Raw genomic sequence first — 22,257 nt, 5'->3', positions numbered from 1 at the left:
TGTGAGGTAAGCAATTGTGTCCAAGTCGAAATTTGAGCGGAAGAAGCCGCATATAAACGTAGGCACGATCGGTCACGTAGACCATGGTAAGACGACGTTAACGGCGGCGTTGACGCGGATATTATCGGAGCAGTATGGGGGAGAGTTCAGGGCCTACGACCAGATAGACAATGCGCCGGAGGAGCGGGAGAGGGGGATCACGATAGCGACCTCGCATGTAGAATATGAGACGGAGGAGCGTCACTATGCGCATGTAGACTGCCCGGGGCATGCGGATTATGTGAAGAACATGATTACGGGGGCGGCGCAGATGGACGGAGCGGTGTTGGTGGTTTCGGCGGCGGATGGTCCGATGCCCCAGACGCGAGAGCATATATTGCTGGCGCGCCAGGTGGGAGTGCCGTTCATATTGGTGTATTTAAACAAAGCGGATATGGTAGACGATCCGGAGTTGTTGGAATTAGTGGAGATGGAAGTTCGGGAGCTGTTGGATAGTTACCAATTTCCGGGGGATGACACGCCGATAGTGGTGGGTAGTGCGCTGAAGGCGTTGGAGGGGGATACGAGCGAGATAGGGATTCCGTCGATACTGAAGTTGGTAGAGCAGATGGATGCGTATATTCCTGAGCCCCAGCGAGCGGTAGACCAGCCGTTTTTGATGCCGATAGAGGATGTATTTTCGATTTCGGGTCGGGGGACGGTAGTAACGGGTCGAGTGGAGCGGGGTATTGTCAAGGTAGGGGAAGAGATAGAGATAGTTGGGATGCGGGAGACGCAGAAGACTATTTGCACGGGGGTTGAGATGTTCCGCAAGCTTCTGGATGAGGGGCGAGCGGGGGACAATGTGGGTGTTTTGTTGCGGGGGACTAAGCGTGAGGATGTGGAGCGTGGTCAAGTGTTGGCCAAGCCCAAATCGATTACGCCGCATACGAAGTTTTATGCGGAAGTGTATGTTTTATCCAAGGATGAAGGGGGGCGTCATACGCCGTTTTTCACGGGGTATCGTCCGCAGTTTTATTTTCGGACCACGGATGTGACCGGTGCGATTGATTTACCCGATGGGGTGGAGATGGTGATGCCGGGTGATAATATTCAGATGACGGTTAGTTTGATTGCGCCTATTGCGATGGAGGAGGGGTTGCGTTTTGCCGTCCGTGAAGGGGGGCGTACGGTAGGTGCCGGCGTCGTCAGTAAAGTGATTGAGTAGTAACGGCATGGCCAAACAACAAATTATTAGAATTCGGCTAAAGGCGTTTGATCATCGCCTGATTGACCAATCGGCGCGAGAAATCGTGGATACTGCTAAGCGTACAGGAGCTCACGTACGGGGGCCAATTCCTTTGCCTACTCGCAAGGAACGGTTTACGATATTGATATCTCCCCATGTCAACAAGGATGCACGCGATCAGTATGAGATTCGTACCCATAAGCGATTAATGGATATTGTCGATCCGACGGAAAAGACCGTTGATGCCTTGATGAAACTGGATTTGGCTGCAGGCGTTGATGTCCAGATTAAATTAACCTAACGAGAATATGCGCTGGTAGGCACGAGGATAGGCAAATGGCAATCGGATTAATCGGTCGTAAAGTGGGGATGACTCGAGTTTTTACGGATGAAGGAGCCTCAATACCGGTAACGGTGATTGAAGCAACTCCGAATCGGATTTCTCAGGTTAAGACACTGGAGCAAGATGGTTATCAAGCGGTGCAAGTAACAGTAGGTGAGAGACGTCCTGCTCGAGTCACTAGCTCGCTTAAAGGGCACTTTGCAAAGGCGAACGTAGAGCCCGGTCGAAAACTGCAGGAATTTCGTTTTGGAGCAGAGGAAGGAAGAGATATTAAGGCCAGCGGCGAGCTGAAAGTAGATTTGTTTGAAGTCGGACAGAAGGTCGATGTCACGGGTATTACCCGGGGGCGCGGTTTTGCTGGTGTGGTTCGCCGCTATCATTTCGGCGGTGGAGATGCCAGCCACGGTAATTCGTTATCCCACCGTGCTCCAGGTTCTATTGGTCAATGCCAAACTCCAGGCCGCGTATTTAAGGGAAAAAAAATGGCTGGGCAAATGGGAAATGTACGGCGTACCGTCCAAAATCTTGAGTTGGTTCGAATTGATGAAGGGCGCCAATTATTATTGATAAAAGGAGCTATTCCTGGTGCGCCAGGAGGGGATGTAATAGTTAAACCGGCAGTCAAGACCGTTGTTAAGTGAGATAAAGGAGGATAGGGTGAATCTCGCAGTGCAGTCGCTCGCAGAAAATTCTGAAACGGGTATGACGCAACTTTCTGATACTGTGTTTACCCAACACTTTAATGAGCCTCTTATCCATCAAGTGGTCACTGCTTATTTGGCTAAAGCTCGAGCAGGTACACATGCTCAGAAAACGCGTTCCGAGGCTCGAGGCGGTGGTGCTAAACCTTTTCGGCAAAAAGGGACAGGCCGCGCTCGGGCGGGTACTATTCGAAGCCCGTTATGGCGAGGTGGCGGTAGGGCTTTTGCCGCCAAGCCAGGGGATTATTCGCAAAAGGTAAATAGAAAAATGTATCGAGCGGCTATGCGCTCGATTTTATCGGAGCTTGTGCGCCAAGACCGGCTAAGGATGATAGATAAAATTATGCTTTCCAAGCCGAAAACAAGAGATCTAGCTAAGTTATTAAAGCCCATTACGTGGCGCAGTGTGTTGATCGTGGTTGCTGAAGATGATCGTAATCTTGAATTGTCCGCCCGGAATATTCCGACAGTGGCTATAAGGAATGTGAGTAGAGTTAGTCCTGTTGAATTAATTCGATTCGATGGAGTTCTGGTAACGGGAGATGCAATTCGTTGTTTTGAGGAGAGCCTCACATGAACGAGGAGCGCCTGACTAAGGTTATTTTAGCGCCTGTGATTTCGGAAAAAAGCACCTTAGTAGGGGAAAAGCATAACCAGGTGATTTTTAAGATCTTGTCTGATGCTGACAAGCGAGAGGTTAAGCAGGCGGTTGAACTCTTGTTCGATGTCAAAGTTACTAAGGTGCATACAGCGCTAGTTAAAGGAAAGCGTAAGCGTTCAGGGCGTTATATTGGCCGTCGCAGCAATTGGAAAAAAGCCTACGTGGCGCTGCAGGAAGGCTATGAAATCGATTTTGCAAGCGTTGAATAACACCTGACTGTTATTTAGATAAATTAAGGAAATGGCTATGCCGATTGTAAAAGCTAAACCTACATCCGCTGGCCGCCGATTTGTGGTTCAGGTAACTTCTCTTGAACTATATAAGGGCAGACCTCATCCGGCTTTAACTAAAAAACTAAGCAAGAGTGGAGGCCGGAATAATCAAGGTAGAATAACTGTTCGTCATTGTGGCGGGGGGCATAAGCGGCTCTACCGAATTATTGATTTTAGACGCGATAAAATTGATGTCCTTGGGCGTGTGAAAAGGATAGAATACGATCCAAATCGTAGTGCTCATATTGCATTAATTAATTATTCTGATGGGGAAAAGCGTTATATCATTGCGCCCAAGGCAGTTAAGGTTGGTGATATTATAACTTCTGGACGGGAGGCTCCTATTCGAGATGGAAACTGTCTTCCGCTACGGAATATTCCTGTTGGCACGCTTGTGCATTGTATTGAGCTAAAACCAGGTAAAGGTGCTCAGATAGCACGAAGCGCCGGTTCTTCCTGTCAGTTAGTTGCCCGTGAAGGCGATCATGCGATGTTGCGTTTGCGCTCAGGTGAGATACGAAAAGTGCCGCTTGAATGCCGGGCAACAATAGGAGAAGTTGGTAATGATGGGCATGGCCTCCGTTCTCTAGGTAAGGCGGGAGCTATGCGTTGGCGGGGGAAACGTCCTACCGTGCGTGGGGTTGCGATGAACCCTGTAGATCATCCCCACGGGGGTGGTGAGGGCCGCACTTCAGGTGGCCGCCACCCCGTTAGCCCTTGGGGAGTGCCCACTAAGGGGTATAAGACTCGCCGTAACAAGCGTACTGGAAAATTTATTGTACGCCGGCGTAAAAAGTAAATAACTCAGAGTGAGAGGATGAAGCATGCCGCGTTCGATTAAAAAAGGCCCATTTGTGGACCCTCATCTGCAAAAGAAGGTGCTGGAGGCGAGCGCATCCCAGAGTCGGCGTCCGATTAAGACCTGGTCGCGTCGCTCTATGGTTGTCCCGGAAATGATTGGGCTAACGATTGCCGTCCATAATGGACGGCAACATGTTCCTATTTTGGTCACAGAAAATATGGTCGGTCATAAATTGGGTGAATTTTCCCCGACACGTACCTTTAAGGGCCATGTGGCTAATAAAAAGTCTAGGTAGTAATGGAGCGGGAAATGGCAACTACGGCAATACTAAAGAATGCGCGCCTGTCGGCTCAGAAAGGTCGGCTGGTTGCGGACCAGGTCCGCGGGCTGCCTGTAGATAAGGCATTGGATATTTTGGGCTTTAGCCCTAAAAAAGCATCGGCTCTTATTAGAAAAGTGTTGGAATCTGCTATTGCGAATGCCGAGCACAACGATGGAGCTGATATCGATGAGTTGCGCGTTGCTGCCATTATGGTCAACGAAGGACCTACTATAAAGCGAATCCGCGCAAGGGCTAGAGGGCGTGCTAGTCGAGTTTTTAAGCGCTCTTGCCATATTAAGGTGATGGTTTCAGAGGATTAGGGGAGCACAGATAGCTAATGGGGCAAAAAGTACATCCTACTGGGATCCGTCTAGGCATTGTTAAGGATTGGAACTCTAAATGGTATGCGGATAGCGGCCAATTTAGTGAGCTGCTGAATAATGATTTAGCAGTTCGTAGCTACCTTGCCAAGAAGCTATCCCATGCGCTAGTGAGCAATATTCAGATTGATCGGCCGGCGCGTAATGCTCGGATCACTATTCATACCGCTCGTCCAGGTATCGTCATTGGAAAAAAGGGTGAGGATATTAACAACCTACGGCAAGAAGTCTCAAGAATGATGGGTATACCCGTTCATATTAACATTCAAGAGATACGCAAGCCTGAATTAGACGCAACGCTTGTTGCTGCAAATGTGGCTCAGCAACTCGAACGGCGAATTATGTTTCGCCGAGCAATGAAGCGTGCGGTTACCAACGCTATGCGTGTAGGTGCGCAAGGTATTAGGATAAAAGTCTCCGGGCGCTTAAATGGGGCAGAGATTGCACGTAACGAATGGTATCGGGAAGGCCGGGTACCATTGCATACGTTACGCGCTGATATAGATTATGGTTTTGCTGAGGCGAAGACTACCTATGGAATCCTTGGCGTTAAGGTATGGATATTTAAGGGCGAAGTATTTGAGCAGCCGGAGCCGCAGGTCGCCGCGGGAAGCTCAGCGATAAGCTAGGGTAATAAAATATGTTACAGCCGAAAAGAACTAAGTTCCGTAAGCAGCAAAAAGGCAGAAATCGCGGACAAGCCCTCCGAGGTAGCCAAATAGACTTTGGTGAGTATGGCTTGAAAGCTATAGGTAGAGGGCGGATTACAGCTCGCCAAATCGAGGCTGCTCGGCGTGCTATGACAAGGCATATTAAGCGGGGCGGAAAAATTTGGATTCGGATTTTTCCGGATAAACCAATTACTCAAAAGCCTCTTGAGGTGCGTCAAGGAAAGGGTAAGGGTGGTGTAGAGTTTTGGGCTGCTAATATACAGCCTGGCCGCGTCCTTTATGAGATGGAAGGTGTGCCGGAGGGGGTAGCGCGGAGGGCTTTTGAATTAGCGGCTGCTAAACTGCCCATTAAAACGGTATTTGTTACCCGGGCGATTATGTGATGAAAGTTCAAGAGTTGCGGACAAAGACGGAAGATGAATTGCGGAAGGAGCTCTTGGAGCTCTCTCGAGAGCGGTTTAAACTGCGGATGCAAATGGGTACCGGGCAGTTAGTACGAAATAGCGAATTGAAGCGGGTTCGGCGTAGCATCGCTCGGGTTAAAACGGTACTCACTGAAAAACAACAGCAGGCGCAGTAGGTTATGAGCGATCAGGAGAAAATATCACATACCGTTATCGGCCGCGTGGTGAGCGACAAGATGGATAAGACGATTACGGTGCTTATAGAGCGTAAAGTCGCACACTCGCTCTACAAAAAATATGTAAGGCGTTTTACTAAGTTGCATGCCCATGACGAAAATAATGAGTGCCGGATGGGCGATATTGTAGCGATTGCAGGGACACGTCCGTTATCCAAGACTAAAGCCTGGAAATTGGTTGATATCCTTGAGCGTGCACGCTGAATAATGCTTGATTCCCTGATGAGATTAAGTGGAGGGCAGGAATGATTCAAATGCAGACTAGCCTAGAGGCGGCAGATAACAGCGGTGCTCGTCGACTTGTGTGTATAAAGGTGCTAGGGGGGTCACAGCGGCGCTATGCGGGGATTGGCGATATTATTAAGGTTGCAGTCAAGGAAGCCATTCCACGCGGTAAAGTGAAGAAAGGTGAGGTTTATAATGCACTGATCGTGCGGACCAGAAAGGGGGTTCGCCGTGCGGACGGCTCACTTATTCGGTTTGATAATAATGCCGTTGTATTACTGAATAACCAGTTACAGCCTATAGGTACTCGAATCTTTGGTCCCGTGACGAGGGAGCTGCGTGTTGAGAACTTTATGAGGATTGTTTCTTTGGCCCCGGAAGTATTATAGGGAGAATAGTGATGCGCAGAGTTAGGGTAGGCGATGAGGTTATCGTTACCGCCGGGAGGAGTAAAGGGAAGCAAGGAAAAATTTTACGCATATTAGGCGATGAGCGTGTGATTGTACAAGATGTCAACATGGTAAAGCGACATACCCGGCCTAATCCGACCGCTAATAAGCCCGGGGGAATTATTGAGCGGGAGGCGTCGATACATATCTCTAATGTCATGCTTTACAATCCGGCTACGGAGAAAGGGGATCGGATTGGTTTTAGGAGGTTGGAGGATGGTCGTAAGGTGCGTTATTTCAAATCAAATGATGAAATCATTGACGTTTAGAGAAGCGTCCAGGGTTGCTTGAATTTATTCCAGGGCTCAGCGGTAGATTAGTATGGCAAGGTTGCAAAAACATTATCGGGATACGGTTATTAACCAGTTACGGGAGCGTCTTGGTTGTCAGTCGGTTATGGCAGTGCCCCGAATCGAAAAGATTACCTTGAATATAGGGGCTGGAGAGGCGGTCGGAGATAAAAAAATCTTGGAGCGAGTAATGGGTGATATGGCTAGGATTTCTGGCCAGAAACCGGTGCTCACCCGTGCACGCAAGTCGGTAGCCGGATTTAAAATCCGGGAGGATTGGCCTATCGGTTGTAAAGTCACCTTGCGCCGCAAGCAAATGTACGAATTTTTAGACCGGCTAATTAATATAGCGATTCCTCGAATTCGGGACTTCCGTGGACTTAGTCCAAAGTCTTTTGATGGGAGGGGTAACTATAATATGGGTATTCGTGAGCAGATTATTTTCCCAGAGATCGACTATGACCAGATCGATGCTATAAGGGGAATGAATATCACGATAACAACTACAGCAAAAACGGATGAGGAAGGCCAAGCATTGCTTAGAGCATTTAATTTTCCGTTTAGAACTCATACTTAGCGGGGCTAGAAGGTTAGCGATGTCAAAAAAGTGCATGATTAACAGAGAGCTGAAGCGGATACGCGTGGCGCGCAAATACGCGGCTAGACGTATAGAGCTAAAAACGCAGATGAGGGATGAAAGCCTCAGTCCGGAAGAACGGCAAAGGGTAATGCTTAAATTCCATAGTTTACCTAGAGACTCTTCGCCGGTGCGCCAACGGAGACGTTGCCGTTCAACGGGAAGGCCTCGCGGTTATATACGTAAATTTGGTCTATCCCGTAATAGGCTCCGTGAGGTGGCTATGCGTGGAGATGTTCCAGGCCTAGTTAAGGCTAGTTGGTAACGCCTCTAGTTTAAATATCATCAAAATTTTAAGAGCATAAAGGGGCTAGAAAATACCATGAGTATGACCGATCCAATCTCGGACATGCTGACACGAGTGCGCAATGGTCAGAATGCAGGCAAGGTAGAAGTTAGTATGCCTTCGTCCAAATTGAAGGTAAGTATTGCTCGTGTACTAAAGGAAGAAGGCTATATCGAAGATTGTAAGGTGATAGCTGATGCAAAGCCTACGTTAGTAATACGCTTAAAGTATTATGGAGGCAAGCCAGTGATTGAGGATATCCATCGGGCGAGCCGTCCAGGGCTGCGTATGTATAAAAGCAGAGATAAACTGCCTAGAATACGTGGCGGGTTAGGTATTGCTATTGTCTCTACATCTCGCGGTGTTATGACGGATAAAACCGCGAGATCCATTGGGGAAGGCGGCGAAGTATTATGCTACGTTGCCTAAAAGAGGTAGGGAAGCATGTCGAGAATTGCTGATAATCCCGTGTCGATCCCGAAGGGGGTCGAAGTCACGCTTTCTGGGGATAATGACATTAAGGTAAAGGGTGCAAAGGGTTCTCTTGCTTTTGCTATTCATCCCTTGATACAGGTAGTCCAAGATGGGGAAACGCTACGCTTTTCAGCGAAGAGTACAGATAAGCGAGTAAATGCTCTTAGAGGTACGACCCGCGCCCTAATAAATAATATGGTACAGGGAGTTAGCCAAGGCTTTGAGCGGCGTTTGCAGCTAGTTGGGGTGGGTTACCGGGCGCAGCTACAAGGGCGGAAGCTTGTGCTTAGTTTGGGTTATTCTCATCCCGTTGAATTTACTGCGCCAGAGGGTCTTACTATTGAGGTACCTAGTCCGACCGAAATCATCGTCAAAGGATATGATAAGCAGCAAGTCGGACAGGCTGCGGCGAACATTCGCAGATTCAGGCCACCTGAACCTTATAAGGGAAAAGGGGTTCGCTATGCAGACGAAGTAGTTGTGCGCAAGGAAGCGAAGAAAAAATAGAGTTTATAGGCAGGAAGGTAATGTGGATAAAAAAACAGCAAGATTACGGCGTGCGGCTAAAACACGGCATAAAATTCATGAGCTGGGAGTGGTGCGATTAACGGTTCACCGCACTCCTAAGCATATTTATGTGCAAATAATCAAGCCAGCGGATGGAAATGTCGTTGCGAGTGCTTCCACGGTAGAGTCAATGCTGAAGCAACAGCTTAAGAACACTGGCAACAAAGAAGCAGCGATTACCGTTGGCAAGACGATTGCCGAGCGGGCTAAGGCGAAGGGTATTGCTAAGGTTGCCTTTGACCGTTCTGGCTACAAGTACCATGGTCGGGTAAAGGCATTAGCGGATGCGGCCCGGGAAGGTGGATTACAGTTTTAAGGGTTGAAACTCTGATGGCACAGACAGATCGCCGGGCGACCGGAGATGGATTACTGGAGAAACTGGTTGGCGTGAGACGTGTTGCTAAAGTTGTGAAGGGTGGACGTCAATTTGGCTTTTCGGCCTTAACGGTGGTAGGAGACGGGAAGGGGCGTGTTGGATTTGGCCGAGGTAAAGCCCGCGAGGTTCCCGTTGCTATTCAAAAGGCCATGGAAAATGCGAGAAAGAATATGATCTCGGTCCCCCTAGAAGGGGATACGTTGCAACATCCAATTACTGCTCGTCATGGTGCCGCGAAGGTTCACATGCAACCCGCTTCTGAGGGAACCGGGATTATTGCTGGAGGCGCAATGCGTGCTGTTTTCGAGGTTGTGGGCGTTCATAACGTTCTGGCCAAATGTATAGGTTCTGCGAATCCCGTGAACGTTGTGCAAGCTACCGTTAAGGGGCTTGTACAGATGTCGAGTCCGGAAGCCATTGCAGCTAAGCGGGGAAAAAATCTCGAAGAGATCGTGGGTGGTGGATAATGGCGGCGCAAAAGAGAACGCTTAGGGTAACGTTAGTAAGAAGCACTATTGGGCGATTAGTGCGACATAAGGCATGTGTTGCTGGTTTAGGGCTTCGCAAGATTGGCCAAACGGTTGAGGTTATTGACACTCCTGAAAATCGAGGAATGATCCAAAAGGTGTCTTACCTTTTGAAGTTAGAGGAAGGCTAAAATGCGATTAAATACGATCTCTTCAGCTCCCGGTGCCAAGCAGGCGGAAAAGCGCGTTGGCCGCGGCATTGGATCTGGCTGGGGCAAAACTTGTGGTCGTGGGCATAAGGGCCAAAAATCGCGATCAGGAGGTTTTCATAAGGTTGGCTTCGAGGGCGGTCAGATGCCCTTACAAAGGCGCGTTCCTAAATTTGGCTTTAGTTCGCGTAAGGCTCGTTTCAGAGTTGAGGTGCGCTTAGACCAGCTTACAAAAGTAAACACTGATACGGTAGATATTGCCGCCCTTGTGAAAGCCAGATTGATTCCAAAATGGGCTAAACGGGTTAAAGTGATTGCGTCGGGTAAGCTTGATAAGCCGGTAAGTCTGCAGGGAATTATGGTATCTGCAGGCGCACGCAGAGCTATTGAAGCGGCAGGCGGCCGCATCGGAGAGTAACCGTGGCGAAACGCGCCTCCAAAAAGTCATTTGATCGAAGTTCTTCCGGCAAATTAGTTGAGTTGCGCCAAAGACTACTATTTGTTATAGGTGCTCTGCTAGTTTACCGGGTTGGCACATTTATTCCTGTGCCGGGGATTGATCCGGTAACGCTGGCTACGCTGTTTGAGCAACAGCGCGGCACTATACTAGACATGTTTAACATGTTTTCTGGAGGAGCGTTAGAGCGCTTATCGGTCTTTGCATTAGGGATTATGCCGTATATTTCGGCTTCCATCATTATGCAGCTGCTAACGGCGGTTCATCCAAAATTAGAGCAGCTTCGAAAAGAGGGTGCCTCGGGGCGGCGAAAAATTACCCAGTATACACGCTATGGCACGTTGGTATTGTCTGCTATACAAGCGGTAGGGGTAACTATTGCGTTGGAGTCCCAACAAGTTGGAGGCGCTTCTGTCGTTATCGAGCCGGGCCTGATTTTCAGAGTAACAGCGGTAATAACGTTGGTTACTGGAGCTTTATTTTTAATGTGGCTAGGCGAGCAAATTACAGAACGGGGTATAGGAAATGGAATTTCGCTAATTATCTTTGCAGCAATTGTTGCTGGGTTGCCTTCGGCGCTTGGTGGAACGTTAGAGTTAGCACGAACTGGTGAATTACATACTTTCACAGTATTGGTGCTTTTGACATTAGCTCTATTAGTTACGGCTTTTGTGGTTTTTATGGAACGGGCCCAACGACGCATCTTGGTGCATTATGCTAAACAGCAGCATGGAAGAAAAGTTTTCGGGGGGCAGGTGAGTCATTTGCCGTTAAAAATTAATATGTCAGGCGTTATTCCCCCTATTTTCGCATCAAGCATTATTTTATTTCCGGCAACGGTATCGAGTTGGTTTGGTGCTAGTGAAGGGATGGGCTGGCTCAGGGATTTGTCTGCTACTCTTTCTCCAGGACAACCTATTTATGTTCTCCTGTATGCTATAGCTATCATCTTCTTTTGTTTCTTTTATACAGCGTTGGTATTCAACCCAAAAGAGACAGCGGATAATTTAAAGAAATCGGGGGCATTTATCCCCGGAATACGGCCGGGAGTGCAGACTACTCGGTATATCGATACCGTTATGGGTCGGCTTACCTTGGGTGGCGCAATCTATGTTACTGCGGTATGCCTTTTACCCGAGTTCTTGATTTTGTATTGGAATGTTCCGTTTTATTTTGGGGGTACCTCCTTACTGATTATTGTGGTTGTTGTTATGGATTTTGTCGCTCAGGTGCAGGCGCATTTGATGTCTCATCAATATGAGAGCTTACTTAAAAAATCGCAATTAAAGGGAAGTGGAGCAACTACTGGGAGCCTATTACATTGATTGATAAAGGGACGGGAGAAAGTTAATGAAGGTTCGTGCTTCGGTAAAAAAGGTTTGCCGTCATTGCAAAGTTGTGCGCCGGAAGGGCGTAGTGCGGGTTATATGTAAAGATGCCCGGCATAAGCAACGTCAGGGATGAAATATCCCTAGAGTAACCTGATTAAGATAGTAGTTGTCGGTATCTTAATTTATAAGATATAATGATATGTTATGCAAAGCATAACTGACCACCTCTTTGTGGAGACCTTAAATGGCCCGTATTGCTGGAATTAATATCCCGGTGCATAAGCACACGGTAATTGCGCTTAGCTCTATTTATGGAATAGGGTTAAGCCGCGCTCGTAAGATCTGCGGAGCGGTTGGCGTACCCTCTGATAAAAAGATTAGGGATCTTTCCGACAATGAACTAGAGGGGTTACGCGCTGAAGTTGCTAAGTATCCCGTGGAGGGAGATCTGCGGCGTGAAATAAGCATGGATATTAAACGACTAATGGACTTGGGTTGTTACCGGGGGATCCGCCATCGCAGGGGGCTTCCAGTGCGAGGACAGCGTACTCAGACAAACGCAAGGACACGTAAGGGCCCGCGGCGATTAGCTAGGAAATAGAAAGAAGCAGAGTACTACGCACATGGCAAAAACAAGCACAAAGAAACGAGTGAAAAGGGTTGTATCTGATGGTATCGCCCATATTCATGCCTCTTTTAACAATACGATCGTGACGATTACTGACCGTCAGGGAAATACCTTGGCATGGGCGACTTCGGGGGGTAGCGGTTTTCGAGGCTCGCGGAAAAGTACGCCGTTTGCTGCTCAAGTAGCCGCAGAAAAAGCTGGACGGATAGTCCAAGAGATGGGCATGAAAAATTTAGAAGTTCGAGTTAAAGGACCAGGGCCAGGGCGTGAGTCTGCTGCTCGATCTTTGAATAATGTGGGATTTAAGGTTACAAATATCGCGGATATTACACCCATCCCCCACAATGGATGTCGTCCCCCTAAAAAGCGAAGGGTTTAATAAGGAGAGTTAAAGTTGGCTAAATATACGGGTCCTAAACTCAAGCAGGCACGGCGGGAAGGTACAGATTTATTTTTAAAGAGTGGTGTTCGCCCCATTGATTCCAAGTGCAAGATCGAGCAGGTGCCTGGCCAGCATGGAGCGGGGGCAAGACGTGCCCGTATGTCAGATTACGCTCTGCAGCTACGCGAAAAACAGAAGCTGCGCCGCATGTATGGGGTATTAGAGAGGCAATTTCGGCGCTATTACAAGGAGGCAGCCCGGCGAAAGGGGTCTACGGGTGAAAATTTACTTAAGCTGCTTGAGTCTCGCCTTGATAATGTAGTTTATAGAATGGGATTCGGAAGCACCCGTGCCGAGGCACGGCAGCTTATTAACCATAAGGGGGTTCTTGTTAACGGGCAAGGAATTAACATTCCCTCATATCAGGTACGGGCTGAGGATGTGGTGGCTGTTAGGGAAAAAGCCAAGAGGCAAGACCGGATAAAATTTGCGCTTGAGCTAGCCCAGGCACGGGCAGAAGCCGAGTGGATAGAAATTAACGCGGGTAAGTTAGAGGGTGTATTTAAAAGGGTACCGGAACGAAGTGAGCTTGCCCCCGATATTCAGGAAAATTTGGTCGTTGAACTTTATTCGAAGTAAGGAAATAAAATACCTATATCCTATAGAGGGCGCGCTCGCGTCTTAACATACTTCCGGTGCGATATTAATTCCTAGAGGGGAAGTGTGCTACCCATGCAAGTATCTAATTTTCTTAAGCCCAGGATAGTGGATGTCCAGCGTATAAATGATTACGCAACTAAGGTTACTTTAGAACCGCTAGAACGCGGATTCGGGCATACCTTGGGCAATGCTCTGCGCCGAATCTTACTATCTTCAATGCCAGGCTGTGCCATTATCGAAGCGCAAATTGATGGTGTGTTACATGAATATACCACCAAGGAAGGGGTGCAGGAGGATATGACGGAAATCCTGCTTAATCTTAAAGGAGTTGCAGTCAAGTTGCATGGCCGTGATGAAGTCACCTTGAATTTGAGCAGTAAAGGGCCGGTAACGGTGACTGCGGGAGATATTCAACTGGAGCATGATGTAGAGGTTATTAATCCTGAGCACGTTATTGCTCATCTCACTAAATCTGGTGAACTTAACCTTACTATGAAGGTTGTCCGTGGCCGAGGTTATCAGTCAGCTTCCATGCGAATTCCTAAGGAAGAGGATGAACGCTCTATCGGGCACCTAATTCTTGATGCTTCGTTTAGCCCTATCCGAAGAGTGACTTATGAAGTAGATAGTGCCCGCGTTGAGCAGCGAACCGATTTAGATAAGCTGATTATAGAGATCGAAACGAATGGTACTATCGCCCCGGATGAAGCAGTACGAAAGGCTGCAACCATTCTGCAAGATCAGCTAACGGCTTTTGTTGAGTTGGAAGGTAAAATTGAAACGGCTAAAGAGAAAAAGGCGGCCGAGATTGATCCTGTGCTATTACAGCCGATAGACGATCTGGAATTGACGGTACGTTCAGCAAATTGTCTTAAAGCAGAAAATATTTACTATATTGGCGATCTTATTCAGAAAACGGAGGTTGAGTTATTAAAAACTCCTAATTTGGGTAAGAAATCGCTAACGGAAATTAAAGATGTATTGACATTGCGGGGGCTATCTTTAGGTATGCGCTTAGAAAATTGGCCGCCGGCGGGGCTACGTGAAGAAGAAACTAAAGTTACTGCTTGAGACAATGGTCTGGAAACGAATAGAGGGATAATTTCATGCGCCATCGCTATAGTGGAAGAAGATTAAACCGAACTAGTGCCCATCGAAAGGCGATGTTCCGTAATATGGCTGTGTCACTAATTGAACATGAAATGATCAACACGACGCTGCCTAAAGCAAAAGAGTTTCGCCGTGTCGCGGAGCCATTGATTACCCTGGCTAAAGAGGATTCGGTGGCTAATCGGCGGTTAGTATTTTCGCGCTTGCGTGATAGAAAGGCAGTGACCAAGTTATTCAATGAATTAGGTCCTCGCTACCAAGCTCGCCCTGGCGGATATCTCCGGATTCTGAAAAGAGGATTCCGGGCGGGAGATAATGCGCCGATGGCAATTGTGGAATTACTTGAGCGCCCGCTCCCTGATTCACAGGAGGAGTGAAGGTATTAAATACGGATCTCCAACACGAAATAAGGTTCTACAGCTTTTTTAGGGTGCACTCTTATAAAGGATGCGCTTAAGTTTGCTACGAGGTATTTAAATGATCGGCCTTTTTACCGATTTCGGAATCCTCGGTCCCTATCTTGGCCAGGTACGGATTGTACTTCAACAGCAAGCTCCAAATATTCCTGTCGTTAACCTTATGGCCGATGCCCCTCGATTTTCTCCCCATGCATCGGCACATTTATTAGCGGCTCTGGGACAGCACCTACCTCCTGGTACCGTAGTCTTTGCAGTAGTAGATCCCGGCGTAGGTTCTAGCGATCGAGAACCAGTTATAGTTTGTGCGGATGATCGTTGGTATGTCGGTCCAGGGAATGGATTATTCGATGTTGTTATGGGACGTTCGTTAACCGCGGCTTTGTGGCGTATTACCTGGCGTCCCCCATCGCTTTCTGCAACTTTCCATGGCCGAGATTTATTTGCACCGGTCGTGGCTAAGCTGGCTAGGGTTGAAAATCCACGCGGCGAAGAGTTTTTGGGTCAGCGTTGGGATGAAGCGGTAGTTACTAAAGACCCAGGCGATCTTGAAGAAATCATCTATATTGATCACTATGGGAATGCTATGACGGGCATTTGTGGAACTAAGTTCAGGCGAGGCCATGTTCAATTGCCTAATGGGGATTTAATCTCTGCGGCACAAACTTTCAGTGATGTGGATATGGGTGATGCCTTCTGGTATGTAAATTCTCTGGGTCTTATAGAGATTGCGGTTAACCAGGGCTGCGCAGCTGAACTTTTTAAGTTGGATGTGGGAGTTCCTATTAAATTTATATGAATTTTAGACGTTAAAAACCGCTCTTTTTACTAACTCAAAGCGAAGTCCGCTGTTTGAGAATGCCATTAATGCGTTTAAAATGGCTTGCTTGGCTTGTCTCTTCCTTACGCTCCGATGGCATGGCCCTCCTGCTGCGAGAAGGAAGCTTCATACGCTTCCCGAAGATTGTTACGACCCACAGCCCGCTGCCGATAGACGGCGAGTAGTGATTACCATAATCCTCGCACCTCTGTTTGACTCTGCTGCTATACTCCTCCGGATCTCTTGGGTATTCCTGTCAAGCGCTGACCCTACTCATTACGCCTTTACTCAGACAATACCCGCTAGCAGTATTCTCTTTTGGAGCAATTTATTAATCGGCCTTTTTATCTCCTTCTGCCTAATGAGTTGAGACAAGGGCAAAAACCGGAGGCCGTGATGAAAGCCGAAGCAATGATTTTTTTGAGTGGCAGCTCTGTTTTCCTAGCGATGAAGTGTACGTGCGATTTCTGACCGAACGGTTTTATTTGCCTGCAATGGGGCCACGATAAAGCGTATTTGATAACGACGGGTCCTTGGTATCAAGGTACAAGTTGCCGCCACCAGGTATCGGTGGCAGCTGCGGCAATTTTTCATTGGATGAAGGCACCCTTGAGGAAAGGGTTCTGGGCGATTGACTGGCTGAGTCCGGACAAAGGCTGGATTTTGGCCTTGCATTTGTCCAAGCTGTTGGCTACAGCTACTGTCTCCTTCATCGAAGAAGGCATATCCTCTGACACAACAATCGACCAACTTATATTGGCTTATTATTAAAGCAAATTCCTATGCTAAGAAACGCCAATGCGGCAAGCTGAATGAGTTTATGTGGAGCAAACGAATTAGATTTAGCTACAAGCTCCAGAATTTTAAATTTCGTAAAATTCGATTTATCTTTCTAGCAATATTGTTATTCTTTTTTAGCGCCATAGGCAAGGTAATTGACATTGATATCCTTGCCGAGTCGGTAGCGCTGGGTCAGGGGGTTGTAGTGTAAGCCCGTTAAATTTTGGAGTTCTATGCCTCCTTTTCGGCACCAGGTTTCTAATTCAGCAGGCCGGATAAATCGATGATAATCATGAGTGCCCTTCGGAAGTAAGCGAAGCGCGTATTCAGCACCGATAACGGCAAATAAATAAGCTTTTGGTGTGCGGTTGAGAGTAGAAAAAAATACTTTTCCACCTGGTTTAAGAAGTTGCCCACAGGCAGCGACGACACTGGCGGGATAGGGAACATGCTCCAGCATCTCTAGATTAGTGATAACATCGAAAGATCCGGCTTTCGTTTCTGCAAGCCGCTCCACGCTTATTTGTTGGTAGTCGATTTCTAAACCTTCTTCCAGAGCGTGCAAACGCGCTACTGACAAAGGGGCCTTGCCTAAATCGATGCCTGTTACTTTGGCTCCAAGGCGAGTCAGCTCTTCCGTTAAAATACCGCCGCCGCAACCTACGTCTAGTATCCGTTTGCCAGCTAGGGAAGCGTGATTGCGAATATACTCTAGGCGTAACGGATTGATATCATGGAGAGGCTTAAATTCTCCTTCCTGGTCCCACCAGCGGTGCGCCAGTTGCTCAAATTTAGCGATTTCATTGGGATCAACATTAATCCGTGTTTCGTTCATGTGAATTTCCTTGATTCTTTTATTCTTTCCGCCCAGGCTTGGGTTCGGGATAGAAGCAATCGTTCATCCAAAGTTGTAAATTGGCGCCTCTTAAGGACCTGTTGGCCGGCTATCCAAACATCGCTGACCTTATCGCGGCCTGCCGTATAGACTAATTGGGAAATGGGATCATAGAGCGGCTGTGTTTCTAGCCCACCCAAATCGACGGCGACTATGTCAGCTATCTTACCGATTTCCAGGGATCCAATTTCTTGCTCCAAGCCTAACGCTTGGGCACCATTTAAGGTAGCCATGCGAAGCGCCTGCTTTGCGGGAATGGCGCTAGCGTCGCTAGCTAATGCTTTAGCCAACAAAGCGGTAAGGCGCATTTCCACAAACATATCCAAATCGTTATTGCTTGCTGCACTATCGGTACCTAAAGCAATATTAATTCCCGCTTGATATAGTTTAGCTACTGGACAAAAGCCGCTGGCAAGTTTGAGATTAGACTCTGGACAATGAACGATATGAATTCCATGCTTCGTTATCGTCTGAAACTCTTGATCGGTAAGTTGAGTCATATGGACGGCTAAGAGCCGGGATGAAAGTAGTCCTAGGCGCTGTAACCGCCCTAAGGGTCGCATGCCATATTGGGTTATACTCCTATTAATTTCCTCCACCGTCTCATGGATATGCATATGGACTGGAATATTTAGTTCCTTAGATAAAATAGCGACTTGCGTTAAGGATTCATCGCTGACAGTATAAGGGGCATGGGGAGCAAAGGCCGTTTTGATAAGAGGATGATTCTGATAGTTATCATTTAACTCTAACCCTTTGCGGAGATAATCCTCGGGGGTTTTTGCCCATCTGCTGGGAAAATCAATGACAATCATGCCAATAACAGCGCGCATGTTAGCTTCGACTGCCGCCTGCGCTACGACTTCGGGGAAAAAATACATATCGTTAAAGCAAGTAATGCCTCCACGGAGCATTTCAGCAATCGCTAGAAGGGCGCCATCACGCACAAAGGTTTCGCTTACCCATTTGGTTTCGGCTGGCCAGATATGCTTTTCAAGCCACTCCATAAGGGGGAGGTCGTCAGCGAGACCGCGTAGGAGAGACATGGGACTATGGATATGGGCATTAATAAGACCGGGTATGAGTGCATGCTGGGTAAGCTCAATTTGGTGAGCGTCTCGGTAGCGGGTTTCCGCTTCTATTCTTGGGAGACAATCCACAATACGCCCTTGGTAGATGGCAAGGCTATGGTTTTCCAGTATTTGTCCTTCTGGAATAACGGGAATAACCCAGCGGGCATGGATTAACGTTTTAATGTTCTGCATGGCAAAGGCAATTATAACCTTTAATAATAAGATAACCGGTAATAGTAGTGTGGCCTAATTATGTTTGATGACGGAATGATAATTGTATTAGCAATGCGGTTGCTGGGGCCGTTGATAATATTTCGGTGGCCTCTTTTTGGCAGTCTCGTCTCAGAGTTTGTATTTGATGCCCTTGATATTGTGATTTGGGCTGCACTAGGACCGACAGACATAAATTATACCGCTTATGATAAACCTCTTGATATTTATCAGCTAACTATTATGGCAATTATGGCCAGTCGGTGGGAACATAAAACCGTCCGTAACACCGCGCTCTTTCTCTATGGATATAGGTTATTGGGGTATGGGCTTTATTTAGCGACTGATTTAAGAGTAATGTTTTTCTTTTTTCCCAATATATTCTTTTATTTTTTTGTTGCCTATTTGGCGGCAAAAAAAATAGGTTTGCCTGAATTATTTGAGGATAAACGGCAGCTTGCTGTCATGATGGGGATTATTATTTTGGCAAAACTTCCCCAGGAATATATCCTCCACTGGCCCCATTGAGTGGTAGGAGGAGAAATAGTTCAAAGCAGCAGTTTCTTCGCAGAGTCTTTTAAAATAAATATATGAGCGCCGAGCATGATCAAATTCGAGCAGTAGCTTGGACCGGAGCGGGTGTACGATTATTGGATCAGCGCCGCCTCCCTCAGGAAGAAATTTACTGGACGATCGCCTGCGTATCCGATGTGGCTCAAGCTATTACCAAAATGGTCGTACGGGGCGCACCTGCAATTGGAATCGCGGCCGCCTATGGTGTAGTGCTTGCGGCAAGGGCTCGTTTTTCCGAGGCGGGTTCTGGTTGGAAGCAGCTCCTTGAAGCGGATCTATGTGATTTAGAGGCAGCCCGCCCTACTGCCATTAACCTTGCTTGGGCCTTAGCACGAATGCAAGCTATTATTCAAGGTCTTCCTGATCATCGTGATCCGGAAAGCGCTTTGCTTGTTGAAGCCCGATGTATCCATGAAGAAGATATTGCGGCTAATCGCCGTATGGGTGAGCTAGGTACTACCCTTATTGAAGGATCGGTAGGGGTTCTAACTCATTGTAATACTGGTTCTTTAGCAACGGGTGGTTTTGGAACCGCGCTTGGAGTGATTCGTCATGCTTATGGCAAGGGGCGAATTGAAAAAGTGTTTGCCGATGAAACCCGGCCTTGGTTGCAAGGCGCACGCCTTACCACTTGGGAGCTATTGCGGGACGGAATACCGGTAGTGCTTATTGCCGATAGCGTTGCTCCTTATTTGCTGGGGCAGGGAGAAGTTCAATGGGTGATTGTTGGTGCCGATCGGATCGCGGCTAATGGTGATACCGCCAATAAAATTGGTTCTTATGGCTTAGCCGTAGCGGCCCGTTATCATAACGTGCGTTTTATGGTGGTAGCCCCTACTTCAACCATTGATTGGAATTTGTCTGATGGAACGAGAATTCCCATTGAACAACGGCCTCCGGAGGAGGTTCTAACTTTAGGGGGAAAAGCTATCGCCACGGTTGGGGCTGAAGCCTATAATCCCGCTTTTGATGTCATCCCTGCCCACCTCATTGATGCCATCGTGACGGAAAGGGGCGTGGTTCGCCAGCCTACCCATGAACGGATGAAAGCCCTTTTTGGTTAGGCATGAACGGCCGCATCGACGATTTGGCGTGTAAGCTGTGGAGAAAATAGTTCTATGAAGGCATAAATATACCCCCGCAGATAGGCGCCTCGCCGGATTCCGAGATGGGTGGTGCTGGGCTCGAATAAGTGGCTAGCATCGATAGCTTTGAGCGGTGCATCCTGGTCAGGATCAAAAGCCATGCTAGCGATGATTCCAATTCCTAACCCCAAATGGAGATATGTTTTAATAACATCGGCATCGGTGGCAGTAAGAATTACATTTGGAACAAGGTTTTTACTGGCAAATGCGTTATCGAGCTTAGAGCGGCCTGTAAAGCCAAAGACATAAGTGATAATAGGGTATTTTGCCACGGCTTCCAGCGTCAGGGGCCGGCATGCCAACAAAGGGTGTGCGGGCGGAACTACCACGCTTCGGTTCCACTCATAACAAGGCAGCATGATCAAATCTTCAAATAGTTCGATAGCCTCAGTAGCGATAGCAAGGTCCACGGTTCCCGCAGCCGCCATTTCAGCAATTTGACGGGGAGTGCCTTGAAACATCCTGAGGCGGACTTGAGGGTAACGATCCCTAAAAGCTTTGATCACCAGCGGCAAGGCATAGCGGGCTTGGGTGTGGGTTGTAGCAATGGAGAGTATCCCTTGATGTTCGTCTGTAGCTTCCGCGCTCACTTGCTTGATATTTTCCACTTCGCGCAAGATTCGCTCAATCATTTTTAAGATAGCCTTTCCGGCAGGAGTCATGCCGGTGAGCCGTTTGCCATGGCGCTCGAAGATGGGTACACCGAGCTCCCGCTCTAGCTGATGAATCCGGTTACTAACTCCTGGCTGCGTGGCGTGAAGCGCCTCGGCGGCTGCGGATACATTATATCCTTGCCGGGAGACTTCGTATACAAAATGCAGTTGCTGTAATTTCATGGCTATTTTTCTATAACAAATAGTTATATCAATAAAGAATAATATATTTTGATATGATATCTGCCGGGAGTTACAATTTCATCCACTTTCCCGAACTTTAGGGAATTAATATAGGGTCAAGGTGGATGGAGCTGGGATATATACTGGCCGGACTGGTTGTTGGTTTCATGGTGGGGCTGACCGGAGTCGGTGGCGGCTCGTTAATGACGCCACTTTTGATCTTTGGTTTTGGGATCCCTCCGCTGACGGCGGTGGGAACCGATCTGTTGTTTGCAGCGCTTACTAAAATGGGCGGCATTTGGGCGCACTGGCGCCATCATACCATTCAATGGCGGGTAGTAGGTCTGCTGGCCTTGGGGAGCATTCCTTCTACTCTAATTGCTCTGCAAATCTTAAAGCTATTTCAAGCCCGTGGCCTGCAATTGGAAGGTATTATTAATACGGCACTGGGAACTGCCCTGGTTTTGACGGCAGTCGCATTGCCCATGAAGAGTTGGTTGCAGCGAATGGCAGCTAGGAGGGCACTGCCTAAAATAATGCAACCCGCTTATTCTTTGCGCTGTAACCCGCGTTTTACTACAGTAAGTACGCTTGTGATGGGGGGCGTGTTGGGGTTTTTGGTTACTCTGTCCTCCATTGGTGCAGGCGCTTTGGGGGCCGTGGTATTGCTGTTCCTTTATCCTGGCCTGCGGACAGTGCAGGTAGTTGCTACAGACATTACTCATGCGGTGCCTTTGACGGCTATTGCGGGCATTGGGCATTGGTATTTGGGGTCTGTGGATATGGTTCTCTTGGGCAATTTACTTCTCGGATCTTTGCCTGGGATTTACGTGGCTAGTCATATAGGGGTGAATATTCCGGAGCGGACTATGCAAACAGTATTAGCGACCCTGCTTATGTTGGTGGGTATCAAATTTATTTTCTAGCCAGGAAGTGTGGTG

The 22,257-nt window shown here is 47.9% G+C and carries 36 protein-coding genes; 33 read left to right on the top strand and 3 right to left on the bottom strand.

Translation table 11 applies throughout. The features are described from left to right. Positions 1-16: 16 nt before the first annotated feature. From tuf to NOC_RS12285, 30 genes are all read left to right on the top strand, one after another. Positions 17-1,207 carry an elongation factor Tu gene (tuf, locus tag NOC_RS12420; protein WP_011330929.1) on the top strand — a complete coding sequence of 397 codons (1,191 nt, stop codon included), beginning with the start codon at positions 17-19 and terminating at the stop codon, positions 1,205-1,207. A 7-nt stretch (positions 1,208-1,214) separates the two neighbouring features. Beyond that, positions 1,215-1,529 (top strand): 30S ribosomal protein S10, encoded by a 315-nt coding sequence (gene rpsJ / locus NOC_RS12415; protein ID WP_002809314.1) that lies wholly within the window; start codon positions 1,215-1,217, stop codon positions 1,527-1,529. Positions 1,530-1,564: 35 nt separating this feature from the next. Beyond that, positions 1,565-2,212 carry a 50S ribosomal protein L3 gene (gene rplC, locus NOC_RS12410; RefSeq protein ID WP_002810354.1) on the top strand — a complete coding sequence of 216 codons (648 nt, stop codon included), beginning with the start codon at positions 1,565-1,567 and terminating at the stop codon, positions 2,210-2,212. A 61-nt stretch (positions 2,213-2,273) separates the two neighbouring features. Continuing rightward, positions 2,274-2,849 (top strand): 50S ribosomal protein L4, encoded by a 576-nt coding sequence (gene rplD / locus NOC_RS12405; RefSeq protein WP_002808741.1) that lies wholly within the window; start codon positions 2,274-2,276, stop codon positions 2,847-2,849. Then, positions 2,846-3,142, top strand: a complete 297-nt coding sequence (gene rplW / locus NOC_RS12400; protein WP_002809030.1) for a 50S ribosomal protein L23 — start codon at positions 2,846-2,848, stop codon at positions 3,140-3,142. Before rplD ends, rplW begins: the two co-directional genes overlap by 4 nt. A 37-nt stretch (positions 3,143-3,179) precedes the next feature. After that, complete coding sequence (rplB, locus tag NOC_RS12395; RefSeq protein ID WP_011330927.1) at positions 3,180-4,004, top strand: 50S ribosomal protein L2; 825 nt, start codon at positions 3,180-3,182, stop codon at positions 4,002-4,004. Positions 4,005-4,029: 25 nt separating this feature from the next. Further along, positions 4,030-4,302 carry a 30S ribosomal protein S19 gene (gene rpsS / locus NOC_RS12390; RefSeq protein WP_011330926.1) on the top strand — a complete coding sequence of 91 codons (273 nt, stop codon included), beginning with the start codon at positions 4,030-4,032 and terminating at the stop codon, positions 4,300-4,302. Positions 4,303-4,316: 14 nt separating this feature from the next. Beyond that, on the top strand, positions 4,317-4,649 hold the full coding sequence (gene rplV, locus NOC_RS12385) for a 50S ribosomal protein L22 (protein WP_011330925.1): 333 nt from the start codon (positions 4,317-4,319) through the stop codon (positions 4,647-4,649). 17 nt (positions 4,650-4,666) lie between these two features. Continuing rightward, complete coding sequence (rpsC, locus tag NOC_RS12380; protein WP_002809718.1) at positions 4,667-5,338, top strand: 30S ribosomal protein S3; 672 nt, start codon at positions 4,667-4,669, stop codon at positions 5,336-5,338. An 11-nt stretch (positions 5,339-5,349) separates the two neighbouring features. Continuing rightward, positions 5,350-5,763 carry a 50S ribosomal protein L16 gene (gene rplP / locus NOC_RS12375; protein WP_011330924.1) on the top strand — a complete coding sequence of 138 codons (414 nt, stop codon included), beginning with the start codon at positions 5,350-5,352 and terminating at the stop codon, positions 5,761-5,763. Continuing rightward, positions 5,763-5,960, top strand: a complete 198-nt coding sequence (gene rpmC / locus NOC_RS12370) for a 50S ribosomal protein L29 (RefSeq protein ID WP_002809163.1) — start codon at positions 5,763-5,765, stop codon at positions 5,958-5,960. The genes rplP and rpmC overlap by 1 nt, the downstream gene beginning before the upstream one ends. A gap of 3 nt (positions 5,961-5,963) precedes the next feature. Further along, complete coding sequence (gene rpsQ, locus NOC_RS12365) at positions 5,964-6,224, top strand: 30S ribosomal protein S17 (protein WP_011330922.1); 261 nt, start codon at positions 5,964-5,966, stop codon at positions 6,222-6,224. 41 nt (positions 6,225-6,265) lie between these two features. Next, on the top strand, positions 6,266-6,634 hold the full coding sequence (gene rplN / locus NOC_RS12360) for a 50S ribosomal protein L14 (RefSeq protein ID WP_011330921.1): 369 nt from the start codon (positions 6,266-6,268) through the stop codon (positions 6,632-6,634). A gap of 11 nt (positions 6,635-6,645) precedes the next feature. Next, positions 6,646-6,963, top strand: coding sequence for a 50S ribosomal protein L24 (gene rplX, locus NOC_RS12355; protein WP_002811633.1), 318 nt, complete (start codon positions 6,646-6,648; stop codon positions 6,961-6,963). 52 nt (positions 6,964-7,015) lie between these two features. Next, the gene (gene rplE, locus NOC_RS12350) at positions 7,016-7,561 is read left to right on the top strand and encodes a 50S ribosomal protein L5 (protein ID WP_002809999.1); all 546 of its coding nucleotides are present in this window, start codon (positions 7,016-7,018) and stop codon (positions 7,559-7,561) included. A gap of 19 nt (positions 7,562-7,580) precedes the next feature. After that, positions 7,581-7,886, top strand: coding sequence for a 30S ribosomal protein S14 (rpsN, locus tag NOC_RS16975; protein WP_011330920.1), 306 nt, complete (start codon positions 7,581-7,583; stop codon positions 7,884-7,886). A gap of 57 nt (positions 7,887-7,943) precedes the next feature. Then, complete coding sequence (gene rpsH / locus NOC_RS12345; RefSeq protein ID WP_011330919.1) at positions 7,944-8,336, top strand: 30S ribosomal protein S8; 393 nt, start codon at positions 7,944-7,946, stop codon at positions 8,334-8,336. Between the two features lie 15 nt (positions 8,337-8,351). Then, on the top strand, positions 8,352-8,888 hold the full coding sequence (rplF, locus tag NOC_RS12340; RefSeq protein ID WP_011330918.1) for a 50S ribosomal protein L6: 537 nt from the start codon (positions 8,352-8,354) through the stop codon (positions 8,886-8,888). A 22-nt stretch (positions 8,889-8,910) separates the two neighbouring features. Further along, positions 8,911-9,264, top strand: a complete 354-nt coding sequence (gene rplR / locus NOC_RS12335; protein ID WP_011330917.1) for a 50S ribosomal protein L18 — start codon at positions 8,911-8,913, stop codon at positions 9,262-9,264. Between the two features lie 14 nt (positions 9,265-9,278). Then, entirely contained in the window at positions 9,279-9,791 is a 513-nt protein-coding gene (rpsE, locus tag NOC_RS12330; RefSeq protein WP_011330916.1) for a 30S ribosomal protein S5, read from the top strand. Next, positions 9,791-9,982 (top strand): 50S ribosomal protein L30, encoded by a 192-nt coding sequence (gene rpmD / locus NOC_RS12325; RefSeq protein ID WP_036497455.1) that lies wholly within the window; start codon positions 9,791-9,793, stop codon positions 9,980-9,982. Before rpsE ends, rpmD begins: the two co-directional genes overlap by 1 nt. A gap of 1 nt (position 9,983) precedes the next feature. After that, a complete protein-coding gene (gene rplO, locus NOC_RS12320) occupies positions 9,984-10,418 on the top strand; it encodes a 50S ribosomal protein L15 (protein ID WP_011330915.1) in 435 nt (144 codons plus the stop codon). Positions 10,419-10,420: 2 nt separating this feature from the next. After that, entirely contained in the window at positions 10,421-11,782 is a 1,362-nt protein-coding gene (secY, locus tag NOC_RS12315; protein WP_002809083.1) for a preprotein translocase subunit SecY, read from the top strand. Positions 11,783-11,807: 25 nt separating this feature from the next. Continuing rightward, complete coding sequence (gene rpmJ, locus NOC_RS16970; RefSeq protein ID WP_011330914.1) at positions 11,808-11,921, top strand: 50S ribosomal protein L36; 114 nt, start codon at positions 11,808-11,810, stop codon at positions 11,919-11,921. A gap of 111 nt (positions 11,922-12,032) precedes the next feature. Further along, positions 12,033-12,389, top strand: coding sequence for a 30S ribosomal protein S13 (gene rpsM, locus NOC_RS12310; protein WP_002808993.1), 357 nt, complete (start codon positions 12,033-12,035; stop codon positions 12,387-12,389). Positions 12,390-12,411: 22 nt separating this feature from the next. Further along, positions 12,412-12,795, top strand: a complete 384-nt coding sequence (rpsK, locus tag NOC_RS12305) for a 30S ribosomal protein S11 (RefSeq protein WP_011330913.1) — start codon at positions 12,412-12,414, stop codon at positions 12,793-12,795. Positions 12,796-12,810: 15 nt separating this feature from the next. Continuing rightward, entirely contained in the window at positions 12,811-13,437 is a 627-nt protein-coding gene (rpsD, locus tag NOC_RS12300; RefSeq protein WP_002809828.1) for a 30S ribosomal protein S4, read from the top strand. Positions 13,438-13,530: 93 nt separating this feature from the next. Next, entirely contained in the window at positions 13,531-14,529 is a 999-nt protein-coding gene (locus tag NOC_RS12295) for a DNA-directed RNA polymerase subunit alpha (RefSeq protein ID WP_002811670.1), read from the top strand. A gap of 35 nt (positions 14,530-14,564) precedes the next feature. Further along, positions 14,565-14,945: a 50S ribosomal protein L17 gene (rplQ, locus tag NOC_RS12290; protein ID WP_011330912.1), complete on the top strand. Its 381-nt coding sequence runs from the start codon at positions 14,565-14,567 to the stop codon at positions 14,943-14,945. A 100-nt stretch (positions 14,946-15,045) separates the two neighbouring features. Beyond that, positions 15,046-15,783 carry an SAM hydrolase/SAM-dependent halogenase family protein gene (locus NOC_RS12285; RefSeq protein WP_002809282.1) on the top strand — a complete coding sequence of 246 codons (738 nt, stop codon included), beginning with the start codon at positions 15,046-15,048 and terminating at the stop codon, positions 15,781-15,783. A gap of 925 nt (positions 15,784-16,708) precedes the next feature. On the opposite strand, the gene ubiG is transcribed toward NOC_RS12285, so the two are convergent. Continuing rightward, positions 16,709-17,419, bottom strand: coding sequence for a bifunctional 2-polyprenyl-6-hydroxyphenol methylase/3-demethylubiquinol 3-O-methyltransferase UbiG (ubiG, locus tag NOC_RS12280; protein WP_002809103.1), 711 nt, complete (start codon positions 17,417-17,419; stop codon positions 16,709-16,711). Next, positions 17,416-18,744, bottom strand: a complete 1,329-nt coding sequence (locus NOC_RS12275) for a TRZ/ATZ family hydrolase (RefSeq protein WP_002809347.1) — start codon at positions 18,742-18,744, stop codon at positions 17,416-17,418. Before NOC_RS12275 ends, ubiG begins: the two co-directional genes overlap by 4 nt. Positions 18,745-18,804: 60 nt before the next feature. On the opposite strand from NOC_RS12275, the gene NOC_RS12270 reads away from it, so the two are divergent. Beyond that, complete coding sequence (locus NOC_RS12270; protein WP_002809246.1) at positions 18,805-19,290, top strand: hypothetical protein; 486 nt, start codon at positions 18,805-18,807, stop codon at positions 19,288-19,290. A 62-nt stretch (positions 19,291-19,352) separates the two neighbouring features. After that, positions 19,353-20,399: an S-methyl-5-thioribose-1-phosphate isomerase gene (mtnA, locus tag NOC_RS12265; RefSeq protein WP_002808874.1), complete on the top strand. Its 1,047-nt coding sequence runs from the start codon at positions 19,353-19,355 to the stop codon at positions 20,397-20,399. Here the strand turns inward: mtnA and cysB are convergent. Further along, positions 20,396-21,316 carry an HTH-type transcriptional regulator CysB gene (cysB, locus tag NOC_RS12260; protein WP_002808863.1) on the bottom strand — a complete coding sequence of 307 codons (921 nt, stop codon included), beginning with the start codon at positions 21,314-21,316 and terminating at the stop codon, positions 20,396-20,398. The two genes, mtnA and cysB, sit on opposite strands and share 4 nt — an antisense overlap. Before the next feature lie 125 nt (positions 21,317-21,441). On the opposite strand from cysB, the gene NOC_RS12255 reads away from it, so the two are divergent. Continuing rightward, complete coding sequence (locus NOC_RS12255) at positions 21,442-22,242, top strand: sulfite exporter TauE/SafE family protein (protein ID WP_002810505.1); 801 nt, start codon at positions 21,442-21,444, stop codon at positions 22,240-22,242. Positions 22,243-22,257: the final 15 nt, after the last annotated feature.

This window comes from Nitrosococcus oceani ATCC 19707, from assembly GCF_000012805.1.
Lineage (GTDB): Bacteria > Pseudomonadota > Gammaproteobacteria > Nitrosococcales > Nitrosococcaceae > Nitrosococcus > Nitrosococcus oceani.
Note: the sequence above shows the minus strand (reverse complement) of the source record. Positions and strands in the feature narration are given on the sequence as shown.

Coding starts and splice junctions, on each gene's coding strand:
- rpsJ (WP_002809314.1), top strand. CDS start 1,215: ATGGCCAAACAACAAATTATTAGAATTCGGCTAAAGGCGTTTGATCAT.
- rplC (WP_002810354.1), top strand. CDS start 1,565: ATGGCAATCGGATTAATCGGTCGTAAAGTGGGGATGACTCGAGTTTTT.
- rplD (WP_002808741.1), top strand. CDS start 2,274: ATGACGCAACTTTCTGATACTGTGTTTACCCAACACTTTAATGAGCCT.
- rplW (WP_002809030.1), top strand. CDS start 2,846: ATGAACGAGGAGCGCCTGACTAAGGTTATTTTAGCGCCTGTGATTTCG.
- rplB (WP_011330927.1), top strand. CDS start 3,180: ATGCCGATTGTAAAAGCTAAACCTACATCCGCTGGCCGCCGATTTGTG.
- rpsS (WP_011330926.1), top strand. CDS start 4,030: ATGCCGCGTTCGATTAAAAAAGGCCCATTTGTGGACCCTCATCTGCAA.
- rplV (WP_011330925.1), top strand. CDS start 4,317: ATGGCAACTACGGCAATACTAAAGAATGCGCGCCTGTCGGCTCAGAAA.
- rpsC (WP_002809718.1), top strand. CDS start 4,667: ATGGGGCAAAAAGTACATCCTACTGGGATCCGTCTAGGCATTGTTAAG.
- rplP (WP_011330924.1), top strand. CDS start 5,350: ATGTTACAGCCGAAAAGAACTAAGTTCCGTAAGCAGCAAAAAGGCAGA.
- rpmC (WP_002809163.1), top strand. CDS start 5,763: ATGAAAGTTCAAGAGTTGCGGACAAAGACGGAAGATGAATTGCGGAAG.
- rpsQ (WP_011330922.1), top strand. CDS start 5,964: ATGAGCGATCAGGAGAAAATATCACATACCGTTATCGGCCGCGTGGTG.
- rplN (WP_011330921.1), top strand. CDS start 6,266: ATGATTCAAATGCAGACTAGCCTAGAGGCGGCAGATAACAGCGGTGCT.
- rplX (WP_002811633.1), top strand. CDS start 6,646: ATGCGCAGAGTTAGGGTAGGCGATGAGGTTATCGTTACCGCCGGGAGG.
- rplE (WP_002809999.1), top strand. CDS start 7,016: ATGGCAAGGTTGCAAAAACATTATCGGGATACGGTTATTAACCAGTTA.
- rpsN (WP_011330920.1), top strand. CDS start 7,581: ATGTCAAAAAAGTGCATGATTAACAGAGAGCTGAAGCGGATACGCGTG.
- rpsH (WP_011330919.1), top strand. CDS start 7,944: ATGAGTATGACCGATCCAATCTCGGACATGCTGACACGAGTGCGCAAT.
- rplF (WP_011330918.1), top strand. CDS start 8,352: ATGTCGAGAATTGCTGATAATCCCGTGTCGATCCCGAAGGGGGTCGAA.
- rpsE (WP_011330916.1), top strand. CDS start 9,279: ATGGCACAGACAGATCGCCGGGCGACCGGAGATGGATTACTGGAGAAA.
- rpmD (WP_036497455.1), top strand. CDS start 9,791: ATGGCGGCGCAAAAGAGAACGCTTAGGGTAACGTTAGTAAGAAGCACT.
- rplO (WP_011330915.1), top strand. CDS start 9,984: ATGCGATTAAATACGATCTCTTCAGCTCCCGGTGCCAAGCAGGCGGAA.
- rpmJ (WP_011330914.1), top strand. CDS start 11,808: ATGAAGGTTCGTGCTTCGGTAAAAAAGGTTTGCCGTCATTGCAAAGTT.
- rpsM (WP_002808993.1), top strand. CDS start 12,033: ATGGCCCGTATTGCTGGAATTAATATCCCGGTGCATAAGCACACGGTA.
- rpsK (WP_011330913.1), top strand. CDS start 12,412: ATGGCAAAAACAAGCACAAAGAAACGAGTGAAAAGGGTTGTATCTGAT.
- NOC_RS12295 (WP_002811670.1), top strand. CDS start 13,531: ATGCAAGTATCTAATTTTCTTAAGCCCAGGATAGTGGATGTCCAGCGT.
- rplQ (WP_011330912.1), top strand. CDS start 14,565: ATGCGCCATCGCTATAGTGGAAGAAGATTAAACCGAACTAGTGCCCAT.
- NOC_RS12285 (WP_002809282.1), top strand. CDS start 15,046: ATGATCGGCCTTTTTACCGATTTCGGAATCCTCGGTCCCTATCTTGGC.
- ubiG (WP_002809103.1), bottom strand. CDS start 17,419: ATGAACGAAACACGGATTAATGTTGATCCCAATGAAATCGCTAAATTT.
- NOC_RS12275 (WP_002809347.1), bottom strand. CDS start 18,744: ATGCAGAACATTAAAACGTTAATCCATGCCCGCTGGGTTATTCCCGTT.
- NOC_RS12270 (WP_002809246.1), top strand. CDS start 18,805: ATGTTTGATGACGGAATGATAATTGTATTAGCAATGCGGTTGCTGGGG.
- mtnA (WP_002808874.1), top strand. CDS start 19,353: ATGAGCGCCGAGCATGATCAAATTCGAGCAGTAGCTTGGACCGGAGCG.
- cysB (WP_002808863.1), bottom strand. CDS start 21,316: ATGAAATTACAGCAACTGCATTTTGTATACGAAGTCTCCCGGCAAGGA.
- NOC_RS12255 (WP_002810505.1), top strand. CDS start 21,442: ATGGAGCTGGGATATATACTGGCCGGACTGGTTGTTGGTTTCATGGTG.